Origin of the sequence: Sphingomonas psychrolutea (assembly GCF_014636175.1) — a bacterium.
Taxonomy (GTDB): Bacteria; Pseudomonadota; Alphaproteobacteria; order Sphingomonadales; family Sphingomonadaceae; genus Sphingomonas; species Sphingomonas psychrolutea.
In genome coordinates this window covers 1-11,786 of sequence record NZ_BMDW01000038.1, presented here as the reverse complement: position 1 = coordinate 11,786, position 11,786 = coordinate 1, and the positions used below count along the sequence as shown (strand labels likewise).

The following is an 11,786-nucleotide window of genomic DNA, read 5'->3' as shown; positions in this document are numbered from 1 at the left end:
GAATAGGCTCGCACCGTATCCTCCCTGCTCAGCCCGCAGAGTGAATCACAAACGCAGCCCAATGGGAATCCTCACGATTCAAGACGGGCGAGTCAGACTCTAGCTGGCAGTCCGGATATTCGCCGCGCGGTCGCGTGCTATCACGCGACCGCGCGGCCGGCACCCTCCCAATATTTTGCGCGAAGGTCTTTTTTGGAGACCTTGCCCGAAGGCACGAGCGGAAACGCATCGACGAAATCGACACTCTTGGGGACCTTGTAGGCTGCCAGTTGCAGGCGACAGTGCGCGATAAGGTCGACCTCGCCGACGGCATGTCCATCGCGGACGATGATCATCGCCTTCACGCACTCGCCCCAGCGGTCATGCGGCACGCCGATCACCGCGACGGCGGCGACCGCGGGATGGGTCGACAGCACGTTCTCGATTTCGGCGGAATAGATGTTCTCGCCGCCCGAGACAATCATGTCCTTGGCGCGGTCGACAATGTAGTACAACCCTTCAGCGTCCCGTCGCGCGATATCGCCGCTGCTATACCAGCCATGGTCGATCGCAGCGGCGCTCATCTTGGGCTGACGCCAATAACCGCTGGTGATCGATGGCTGGCGGATCAGCAATTCGCCGTTCTCGCCATCAGGCACGTCGCGCCCCGCCGCATCGACGATCCGGAATGCGACCAGCGGGAGTGGCCGGCCGCAGCTCTTCAACTTCTCTTCGTCGTTCAGGTCGTGCTCGTCGGGGCGCAGAATCGAGCTGGCGCCGCCGGCCTCTGTGGAGCCGTAGAACTGCATGAACTTGCCCGGCATCGCCGCGATCGCGCGCTTGATAAGCCCGAGCGAGATCGGCGACCCTGCATAGAGCGTCAGCCGCAGCGACGAGAAATCCGCTGTCACCGCGGCCGGATGATCGAGCATCATCTGCAGCATCGTCGGCGTCAACGTGAGCAAGGTCGGCCGCATCCGGGTGATCGCATCGAGCATCGCCGGCGGGTCGAACTGGCGGACGATGTCGATCGCCACTCCGTTGTAGAGGCATTGCACCGTGATACCGATGTGCAGCAGATGGAAATTGGGCAATCCGTTGACGAAGCTGTCGCCCGCGCGCCACTCATAGGCTGGCTCGAGATGCTCGCACAACCGCATCATGTTGGTTGCACCATGCGCGACCATCACGCCCTTTGGCCGCCCCGTCGTGCCCGAGGTATAGAGCTGGAACGCGGTGTCCTCAAGGTTGACGTGTTCGGGCGGAGTGGTGTGGGGCGCGTCGGCGACGAGTGCCTCCAGCGTCGCGTCGGCGTCGATCCAGATCGTCTCAGGCGGATCGGGGATAACCGCGCATACCGCCACCCACAGCGCCTCGCAGTCGCGCTCGACGATCACCGTCCGCGCGCCACTGTCGGCGACCTGCTCAGCAAGCTCACCTGCGGCAAGCCGCCAATTGTAAATGACCAAGCCGCTGCGCGTCTTCGCCGTCCCGAACAGTGCGAGGTAGAAGTCGAGGCTGTTGCGGCCCATGAAGCCGATCAGCGTGCCCGGCACGGCGATCTCGTCAAGCAGGTAGTTGGCGACCTGGTTCGCCTTGCGGTCGAACTCCGCGAAACTTACCGTGCGCTTCAGCGTGCGTAGCGCGGGGCGGCCTGGGTCGTGCCGCGCCCAATATTCTGGATATTGGCCAAGCGTCCTGATCTCGGGATAAGCCCACATCGTCAGGCTCCCTGAAAGATCGGTTTGCAACGCGCGGCGAACTTAAAGGCCAAGACCCTCTCCTCTGTTACGTTGTAAGCAGGTTTACGGTATTTATTCGCGTCGTCAAGGCATGGGCATGCGCCGGTCCCGCCTATCCCTCTGGATTGCGGCACGCCCGTGATGCTCGCATTGCCGCATTTTTGCGGCGTTCTCGACCGCGGCGAGCGCCTTTTGAAAATCGACGTCCTGCGCCTTGAATCCCGGAGTCGAGGCGTTCGCGATGTTCGACGCAAGCACGCCCATCCGCTGCGAGCGCACTTCGAGTGCCGCACCATGTACCCCGAAAAGACCTTCGCTGGGCATCGCTCATCTCCTCACGCCCTATTGCGCGACGGGGTATCCGGGACGGCGTTAGGGTCGAACCACGGGCTGGCGGGCGACCACGCGCTACGAACCGGACCGGACCTCAAACGGCGCGTCATACACCGATCAATCCCGGGATTTTATCCTTGAACGCAAAGAAACCCTTGGAAGCGTGCGGCCAAGCGGCACTGTCCCACGCGCGGCGGATCGGCACCAGGATAATATCGGCCAACGCTAGCGCGGGGGCAAGGATTGCCAACCGGTCGCTGGCGGGGCCAACCGGGGCGTAAGCGGTCACGATGACCTTCAGCTGGTGTGTCTGTGCCCACGCGATCAAGCTGTCGCAGTCGGCCGTGTCCAGCATGACCGCCGGTGTTGGCAAGAGCGCCGCATTTCGCAACAGCGCTTCGCGAAGCGCAGCAGTCGTGAATCGCGTGACCGCCGCTGCGCGGTTCGCAACCGCTGGCAACGCTGCAACAGTGGTGATGTGCATTCCGCCAAGATCGAGGCTCTCTGGATTCAAATCTTCCTCGGTCAGCAGCAAGCCGACAGCACCCGTTGGAAGCGGCGGAGCCGCTTTTATCGGCAAGGCTGCAACTGGGCCTTCGGACGGTGGCCCGGCTGAATGCGCAAAAGCCGTGGGATCGAAGCGCCCGTTGGTAAATTTGAAAATATTGTCGGCTTGGGCGAGATACGTTTTCCCTGCGGTCTGTAACCCCGCGACCCAACGCCATGACAGCGTGTTCGACGCGGGATCGCCATCCAGCAAATGGTGAAAAAAGAAATCTGCCCCCAATTGCCAGGGTAGGCCAAGCGTAAAGATCCACAGGCTCGCAAACCACATCCGCGCATGGTTGTGGAGGTAGCCTGTTTGCTTCAGTTCTACCGTCCACGCGTCGAAACAGTCGATACCGGTCCTACCCGCGCAAGCGGCATCATAACCCGCTGACCGGGGCAACGTGGCGATGTCGGTCTGATACCCCGTCCACACCGACGGCCGCATTTCGAGCCATCCCTTCCAATAGGTGCGCCAGCACACTTCTTGAATGAACTTCTCTGCATCACCGAAGCGGTGCTGCGCCAGTACCCGAGCGATCACCTCCTGTTCGGTAATCATGCGATGTCGGAGATAGGGAGATAGCATCGAGATATTGGTCCGGTCATCGGGCCCATAATCAAAATTGCGGTGCTCGCTATAGCGGCGCCCGGCACGCGGCACAAAAGCGTCGAGCGCGGCCAATCCCGCGGCTCGTGACGGTTGAAATGTCTGGGGCATACATGACGATTATCAGCTTTGCGACGGCGCGAACAGCGCGCGGGGAAATCGGCATTGGTACTCCAGGGCCGTTTGCTGGATCGCAGGTTAATCCTTTGGAGGATCCAACGCGTCGCTCGTGAACGCCATCGGGGTCGTCTCCGCCACCGAGACTAGCCCCAGCGCGCCTCGAGCCGGGTCAGACCGCGGAAGAGGAAGTTGGCGCGCCACTGCGCCTTATCCAGATCGACCTTGAGACCGGGCAGTACCGTGGCCAGGTGTTCGAAGGCGATGCGTCCCTCGATCCGCGCCAGTTCGGCGCCCACGCAAAAATGGATGCCGCCGCCGAACGACATATGGTCTGCGGCACCGCGCGCGATGTCGAACCGTTCGGGATCGCCGAATTTGCGGCCATCGCGGTTCGCGGCACCGACGAGGGTCAGGACGCGTTCCCCCGCCTTCACCGGATGGCCCGCGATCGTGGTGTCGCCGAGGGCGGTGCGATAGGTCGCGACCAGCGAGCTTTCGTAGCGTAGCACCTCTTCGTTGGTCGATACGGCAAGACCGCTTGGATCGGCGACGAGGCGGTCCCACTGATCGGGATGACGGCGCAGCAGGTACAATCCGTTGCCGATGATATTGGCGGTCGTCTCGAAACCCGCCCCGAACAGCGCAATGGCGACCGTCGTCGCCTCGTGGATCGTCAGGCCGTCGGCCGCGGTCCCGGTTTGCGCCAGTGCGGTCAGCAAATCGTCGCGCGGGTGGGCCAGGCGATTTTCGAATTCGGCGCGGAAGAACGCTTCGAGCTCGTCGATCCGGCGATTGGCCGTGGCCAGTTCGTGCTCGGTCAATTTGCGCGCTTCGAACACCACGAAGGCTTCGGGAATCGCCGCGATCAGTTCAGCCATTTCAGGCGTGTGGTAATCGATCCCCATCAGTTCGCAGATGACCATGACCGGCAGTTGATAGGCGAACTGCGTCATCAGATCGGCGTGGCGATCTGCGACGAACGCGTCGGTCAGTTCCTGGCAAATCTCCTTGATCCGCGGCTCGAGCGCCCGCACGCGTTTGGCGGTGAGCGAGCCGGTGACGAGGCCGCGGATGCGCGTATGCTGTGGCGGATCCTGCGCGATGAAGACTTCGGACAGCCAGCGATATCCGGAATTGGCCAGCACGTCGAAATCCGAACCGTAGAACAGCTTCAGATTCGCGGCGAAATCCCCGGTGCCGAAATCCTTGCGGTTCATCAGAACCTCGCGGACATGGTCGTAGCGCGACACCACCCAATACCCGTGCTTCGACCAGTGGAACGGATCGCTTTCGCGGATCTGCGCGAAGATCGGATACGGATCGGTGATGAGTTCGGGCCAGGCCGGGTCGAACGGCGCGATTCTGGCAAGATCAGTCATGGCCTTATCTCTCCTGCCCGACGTTGTGCGCCGGCTCTTGTGGTTGCTAGGCCGATGCGAAGGTAAGATCCGCGGGATCGGCTGTGCGCGTCATTCGCCAGAAGGCATCGTTGCGCCACGGCGTGATCGCGATGATCCGCCCGCGCGAATTGCGGTACCAATTGTCGGCCCCGGGATGCGTCCACACGAGCTTTTCGTGCGCGGCATCGAGCTTCGCGACATAAGCGCGGTAGACATCGTCGCGAACCTCGACCGATGCCGCGTCCTGCACGATCAGGGCGTCGATGATCCGCATCGCATAATGCGCCTGGTTCTCAATATTGCGGATCATGCTCCCGCCATGCCCGGCGCCGACATTGGGGCCGAGCAGGATGAAGAAATTGGGGAAACCCGGCACCAGCGTCCCGAGATAGGCGGCGGCATTGTCGCCATCCCACACATCGCGCAGGATCAGTCCGTCGCGACCGATCACGTCATACGATCCGAGCACATTGGTGGTCTGGAACCCCGTGGCGAGGATGATCGCGTCGGCTTTCACTTCTTCCCCCGAAGCCGCGACAAGCGTGTCGCCGCGGACTTCGGCCAGATGCTCGGGAATCAGACGCACATGCGGTTTGCGCAGCGTGCGGAACCAGCCATTGTCGAGCAGCATGCGCTTGAGAAAGGGCGGGTAGTCGGGCAGCAGCAACGGCAGCAAATCCTGCCGGTCGCCGAGTTGCTCTTTATAATAGTTGGTGAAAAACTGGCGGTGCCCGTCATTGACCGCGTTGATCGATCGGGTCGGATCAACCCAGTCGGGATCGCGGGTCAAGGTGCCGTGGACGCGGTCGTTGAAGGTCCAGGACAGCCGCTGTTCGACCCAATGGCGATAGAGCGGGAACACTTTCATCAGATGGCGGACGCCGTCGGGAACCGCTTTGCGGAATTGCGGGAACGGCGCGATCCATTGCTTCGATCGCGCGAAGATCGTCATTTCGGCGACCGTGTCGGCGATCGCGGGGGCCACCTGCATGCCCGATGCGCCATTGCCAATGACGGCGACTCGCTTGCCGGCAAGGTCGATATCGTCGCGCCAGGCCGAGGTGTGGAGCACTTCGCCGGTGAACGTGTCGAGGCCGGGGATGTGCGGGAATTTCGGGATGTTGAGGATGCCGACCGCGCTCATCACGATATCGGCGACATGCGTTTCGGACGCGCCTTCAGCGTTGGTGGTGGTGACCGACCACTTGCTGTCCGCAGCGATCCACTCGGCGCGCTCGACCTTGGTGCCGAACTGCGCGTGGTCGTAGAGACCGAAGCTGCGCGCCGTCTCGAGCAAATAGGCTTCGATCTCGCCCTGTAGCGGGAAATGCTGCGACCAGTCGGCGGGGTTGGAGGAAAAGGTGTAGGTGAGGTTGGGGGTGTCGACGCCGCAGCCGGGATAGCGATTTTCCCACCACGTCCCGCCGAAATCGGCGTTCTTTTCGAAAATCGTATAGTCGATGCCGGCGCGCTGCAATTCGATTCCCGCACAGATGCCGGAAATGCCCCCGCCGATCACGATCGCGGTCAGCTTTCGCGCCGACCGAGCGGGCGGCGTGGGTGGATCGAACTGCATCGAAAAGGCAACGACATCGCCATAATCCACCGGAACCGGCTCGCACATCGCGATGCCAAGCATCGCGGCGAGTTCGGCATTGCTCGGGCGCGGTAAGGCGAGCGGCGTGCCGGTCGACCACGCCAAAACAGCCTTATACGCGGCATCCCGGATCGTGCGCTGAAGACCGTCGTCGAGGCCGCCCGTGTCATTATCGTCGAGGCCCCGGCCGCGGCGCGGGACGAAGGGCCCCGTCAGCCATGCCGGATCGCCGGTCAGCTGAACCAGGCACATCAATAATGCCGGTATGTTCGCCGCGTCGATCCCGGCGCGCAGCAGGAGCGGATCGAGCGCATCGCCGGAGGGGTGGTCGCTGCCTTGCGTGGCCGTCATTTGATTCCCTGACTTGGCACCGACGGCGGAACTATTACCGTCGATATAAAATATCTACTTGCCAGTAGCTCAAGTCAATCGACTTGGGCTGACATTAGCATGGCGGTTAGGTTGAAAACACTTCGCGGCGGATCCGCATTCCGGCCTTTTCGCGGTCCCACGTATCATCCGTAATGCCCTCTTTGCGCAGATCGCCTTTGAGCACTTTGGCCGAGGGCGTCTTGGGCAGTTCGGGCAGGATGCGGATATAGCGCGGGACCATGAAATACGGCATCTCGCGCATCAGGAACACGGCGAGCTCTTCATGGATGATTGTCCGGCCGGGAACGGGCGCGACCACCACCATCACCTCGTCTTCGGAAAATTCGCTGGGCACCGCGATCGCGGCGGCTTCGCGCACGTCGGGATGCGCGCAGACTTCGAGCTCGACCTCGAACGAGGAGATATTCTCGCCGCGGCGACGGATCGCGTCCTTTACCCGATCGACGAAATAGAAATAGCCGTCTTCGTCGCGCCGGAAGGCGTCACCGGTGTGGAACCAGCCATTGGCCCAGGCTTCGGCGGTCGCTTCGGGGTTGCGGTTATACCCGCTGTTCATCGCCCAGGGGCGATCGGTGCGCACCAGCATCTCGCCGATCGCACCGACGGGAACCTCACAATCGAACCGATCGACCAGCCGGACCTCGACATGCGGCCGCACCTTGCCGCAGGTCCCGCGTTTGACCGGATTGGCTTCCGACACGACGGGTGAGGAAATCTCGGTCATGTTGAAGATCGTATAGATGTCGATCCCGAAGCGCGCGGTGAACGCGGCGGCATCATCGGTAAGCGGGACCATAAAGGCGGCCCGCACGCTGTGGTTGCGGTCGTCGGGGGACGGATCGCGCTTCATCAGAAACGTCGCCATCACCCCCAGCAGGAACACCACCGTCGCCTGCGTCCGGCGCGCAATCTCCCAGAAGCGTTCGGTCGAAAAGGATTCGATCAACGCGACCGATGCCCCACGCGCCAGCATCACAAAGGGTGGCCCCATGCCGCCAATGTGGAAGATCGGCGCGACGCACATGTAGCGATCATCCTCGCCCACCATCGGCCAGGATTCGGGCCCGGCATTGGAAAACATATGCAGATAGGAGGACAAGACGCCCTTGGACGGGCCGGTCGTTCCCGATGTATAGATGATCGACTGGATGTCCCACGGCTCGATCGGCCGCTCCAGCGGATCGAGCATGTCCCCGCCGAGCGCATCGAAGCGCACCATCGGCAAACCGATATCGGGTGCCGTGCCGCCCGTGACGAGCACGAGCTGCTGCAGCTCGGCGCGATCGATTTCGGCGAGACGCTCGACCAGATCGGGATGCACGATCATGACCTTCGCGCCCGAATTCGCGACGACGTGCGCCAGCAAATTACCACGATAGGCGGTGTTGAACGGCACGAAGATCGCGCCGAGATAATTGATCGCATAGAAAGCGATCAACGCGTCGCGCCCGCTCGGCAACCACGCCGCGACATAATCGCCCTGGCGCACGCCAAGCCGCTGCAATCCCGCGGCCTTGTCGACGACGCGACGACGCAGCTCGGCGTAGCTCCATTCCTCGCCATCTTCGAAGATTACGTGGGTTTTGTCGGGGCGTTCGCTCGCCCAGCGATCGACGAGATAGCGCAGAACGCATTCGTCGCGATTGGGGATTCGCGAATCGCTAAAGTCGCGCGGCCGTGCCGCCAGGGTTGTCGTCACGCTACCTGCCTCCCGAAAGTTTGAATGCGGGCAGCCGTCAAGCGAGGCCGACCAGCCGCAGACACGCTTCGACCGCCTGATCGACGACCGCCTCGGCGGAGCGCTTGCTGCCCGGACGATAGCAATGGATGATCCAGGTCAGCAGCCCACCCATCCACACCGACATCGTCGCAGCATTGGCCACGCTGATCGATCGGTCGCGCACGCAGTTTTCGATCAAGTTGCCGATGCGCAGATCGAATTCGTGCCGCAGCCGCAGGATGCGCTGCGCGTCGGCGCGATCGAGGTTCATCATTTCACGCTGATAGATGACGAGATATTCGTGCCGCGCGACGATGATCTCGGCAACTTCGCGCAGCGACGCCTTAAGCTGATCGATCGGCAGCCGCTCGATTTCCTCGATCCGATCGAGCGCGGCGAGCGATTCCTGTACGCCCGCCTCGCAGATCGCGCTCAGGATCGCGCTCTTGCCCTTGAAATAAGTATACAGAAACGGCTTGGTCGCACTGAGCCGGTCGGCGAGCATTTCCAGCGTCGCCGATTCATAGCCCTTCTCGTAGAACAGCGCGCTTGCCTCCTCGAGGATGCGCGCGCGCTTGAACGCGACGACGCCGGGCTTGATTTCGCGGGCGTTCGGTTCGGAGACCGCTGGGGTCCTGACGGCGGCGCTGGATTTTGTCATGCGGCCCTTCTGAGAATTTCCATGATGTCAGCAGGCTGGGTCACCGGGCGCGGATTGGTCCGGCCCCAGATGTCGAGCATGGTATATTCGGCCACCTGCTGGAAGCGGTCTTCGGTGACACCCACCTCGCCCAGCGTGCGCGGCATGCCGAGCGAGCGGATAAAGGCGTCGAGGCTGGCGGCCGCGGTCGGATGCGTGTTGCCGAGACAGGCGCGGATGCGGTGCTGCCGACTATCGTCATGTTCCGCGTTCCACGCCAGCACATACGGCGCCATCACGCACGAACAGTGACCATGCGGCACGTTGCACGTCCCGCCGAGGATATGGCCGATCGCGTGGCTGGCGCCCATCGGCACACCGCCGATGATCGAGATCATCGATTGCCACGCACCGATCTGGCATTTCAGCCGCCCCGCCATGTCGGTCGGGTCGGCCTTGGTGCGCGGCAACCCCTCAACCAACAGGCGAAGCGCGTTGTCGGCCAGACCGTCGGCAAAATCGTTCGACATTTTGGAACCGAGCGTCTCGACCGCATGATCGACCGAGCGGACCCCGGTCGACAACCACAGCCATTCGGGCGTGTGCAGCGTCATCGCCGGATCGAGCACGACCATGATCGGTGCCATAGTGCGATGTTCATAGCCCTGCTTGTGCGCGGTCACTTCGTCGGTCGATCCCGACAGCGCGTTGAACTCGCCGCCCGACAAGGTCGTCGGTACGCAAATCGTGCGGATGTCGGGGCCGACCTTGACCGGATTGATCACAGTGCCCGTGTCGTCGACATAAACGTGCAGCGGCTCGAAATCCTCGACGGTTCGGACATTATGCTTCAGCAGCAGCGGGATAATCTTGCCGGCGTCGATCACCGATCCGCCACCAATCCCGACGATGAGATCGGCATTGACCGCGCGCGCCGCTTCGGCGGCAGCAAGAACGTGTGCGCGCGGCGCATGCGAGGCGATCCCGCTATGCGTGCCGGCGTGGCGATCGCCGAGGGCCGCCTCGATCTTCTTGATTTCATCGGTCTCGCGGCGAAGCGTGTCGGAGGTCAGCAGAAAAACCCTGCGCGCGCCCATCGTTTCGGCTTGCTCGCGAATGGCCTCGTGCGCGGGTTTCCCCATCGTGACGCGCTCGGTCACCGTAAAAGTCATTTGGCTTGGCGTGACGTCGTCCACGGCTCTCTCCTATCGGCCCGCATATCCTTGCGATCTGGGATGCAATATGCACCTCGCGATCTGTACTGACTAGTATATTTCTATACCGATGTTCACTTTTGACCTTATCCTCGCTTGACCGTCGCGCTACCACTAGGTAGCGCAACACTGCGTACCGGCACAATATGCTGCCGTTTTCGCGATACGGGAACCGAGATCGAGCTTCGATGAACCAGCGATTGCTCTCTCCTATTCTGGTCGCACACCCAGCGAAAGCCACTGCCGGACACGCCTGCAATCACCGCGCGGTCGCGCGATGAGCGGACCCTTGGCCGGTATCCGTGTGGTCGAATTCGCCGGACTGGGGCCAACCCCCTTCGCTGCCATGATGCTGGCCGATCTTGGAGCGGAGGTGCTACGCATCGACCGGCACCGGGCTGAGGCCTTTGGCGGTGGCGACGAACGCGACGATTTCCTCAATCGTGGCCGCCCCTCGATCGCAACAGACTTGAAATCGGCTGAAGGCAAGGCGCTGGCGATCACGGCAGCAAGCCGTGCCGACATTCTGATCGAGGGGTTTCGCCCCGGCGTTATGGAGCGGCTGGGCCTCGGCCCCGACCCTATGCTCGCCGCCAATCCGCGGCTGATATATGCGCGCATGACCGGGTGGGGACAATCCGGGCCGATGACGCACAAGGCCGGGCACGACATCAATTACCTGTCGATGACCGGGGGGCTCAGTCTCATCGGTCCGTTCGACGGACCGCCGGTGCCGCCGATCAACTATGTCGCGAATTTCGGCGGCGGCGGGATGCTGCTGGTGGTCGGGGCGCTGGCCGCGCTGGTCGAGCGCGGGGTGAGTGGACGCGGGCAAATCGTCGACGCCGCCATGGTCGATGGCGCGTCGTTGCTCGCCACGCAAATCTTCGCCTGGACCGCGATGGGCCGGTGGCGGCCGGGGCGCGGCGGCAATCTCCTCGACGGCAGCGCCTATTTCTATCGCTGCTATCGTACCGCCGACGACAAATTCGTCGCGGTCGGCGCGCTCGAGCCGCAATTTCATGCCGAATTGATCCGCGGCGTAGGGCTTGATCCGGCTGACTTTGCCGATCACCTCGATCCGGCGTGCTGGCCGCATCGTAACGCCCAGCTCGAAGCGATCTTCGCAACGCGCGACCGCGCTGCCTGGATCGCGCATTTCGCCGCGTTCGACGCCTGTCTCAGCCCCGTGCTCAGTCCGGAAGAGGCGACCCGGCACCCGGCAAATGTGGCGCGCGGCGTGCATGTTACGGTCGCGGGCGCGCTGCAGCCGGCCCCCGCCCCACGGTTCGATCGCACGCCGTCCGCGCTGCCGACCCCGCCCGTCCGATCCGGCGAAGGCGGTGCAGAGCGCTTGCGCGCATGGGGGATCGCGCCCGCGAAAAGCCGCTAGAGTCTGATCCATTTATGTTGAAGCGTAGCCGGAGTTTCTGAGATAGTTGGCGCATTCCTGAGGCGGGAAAGCGTCGAGCAAGGTGCCGATGCGTTTCCA

At 62.7% G+C, this 11,786-nt stretch carries 9 protein-coding genes; 1 reads left to right on the top strand and 8 read right to left on the bottom strand.

The genetic code is table 11. The features are described from left to right. Positions 1 to 140 precede the first annotated feature (140 nt). The 8 genes from IEV62_RS17795 to IEV62_RS17760 form a co-directional block, all read right to left on the bottom strand. Positions 141 to 1,700, bottom strand: a complete 1,560-nt coding sequence (locus IEV62_RS17795; protein WP_188449888.1) for an AMP-binding protein — start codon at positions 1,698 to 1,700, stop codon at positions 141 to 143. Between the two features lie 105 nt (positions 1,701 to 1,805). After that, entirely contained in the window at positions 1,806 to 2,045 is a 240-nt protein-coding gene (locus IEV62_RS18460) for a flagellar basal body rod protein FlgB (protein WP_373868613.1), read from the bottom strand. A gap of 115 nt (positions 2,046 to 2,160) precedes the next feature. After that, positions 2,161 to 3,285, bottom strand: coding sequence for an FAD-binding domain-containing protein (locus IEV62_RS17785; protein WP_229733388.1), 1,125 nt, complete (start codon positions 3,283 to 3,285; stop codon positions 2,161 to 2,163). Between the two features lie 188 nt (positions 3,286 to 3,473). Then, complete coding sequence (locus tag IEV62_RS17780) at positions 3,474 to 4,709, bottom strand: cytochrome P450 (protein WP_188449884.1); 1,236 nt, start codon at positions 4,707 to 4,709, stop codon at positions 3,474 to 3,476. Positions 4,710 to 4,755: 46 nt separating this feature from the next. Next, positions 4,756 to 6,678 carry a flavin-containing monooxygenase gene (locus IEV62_RS17775; protein ID WP_188449882.1) on the bottom strand — a complete coding sequence of 641 codons (1,923 nt, stop codon included), beginning with the start codon at positions 6,676 to 6,678 and terminating at the stop codon, positions 4,756 to 4,758. Between the two features lie 106 nt (positions 6,679 to 6,784). After that, the gene (locus IEV62_RS17770) at positions 6,785 to 8,419 is read right to left on the bottom strand and encodes an AMP-binding protein (RefSeq protein WP_188449880.1); all 1,635 of its coding nucleotides are present in this window, start codon (positions 8,417 to 8,419) and stop codon (positions 6,785 to 6,787) included. Between the two features lie 37 nt (positions 8,420 to 8,456). Then, positions 8,457 to 9,101, bottom strand: a complete 645-nt coding sequence (locus IEV62_RS17765; RefSeq protein WP_188449878.1) for a TetR/AcrR family transcriptional regulator — start codon at positions 9,099 to 9,101, stop codon at positions 8,457 to 8,459. Next, positions 9,098 to 10,276, bottom strand: coding sequence for an iron-containing alcohol dehydrogenase (locus tag IEV62_RS17760; protein ID WP_229733386.1), 1,179 nt, complete (start codon positions 10,274 to 10,276; stop codon positions 9,098 to 9,100). Before IEV62_RS17760 ends, IEV62_RS17765 begins: the two co-directional genes overlap by 4 nt. A 307-nt stretch (positions 10,277 to 10,583) precedes the next feature. Here IEV62_RS17760 and IEV62_RS17755 point away from each other — a divergent pair, with 307 nt between their 5' ends. Next, positions 10,584 to 11,687: a CaiB/BaiF CoA transferase family protein gene (locus tag IEV62_RS17755; protein WP_308511295.1), complete on the top strand. Its 1,104-nt coding sequence runs from the start codon at positions 10,584 to 10,586 to the stop codon at positions 11,685 to 11,687. Positions 11,688 to 11,786: the final 99 nt, after the last annotated feature.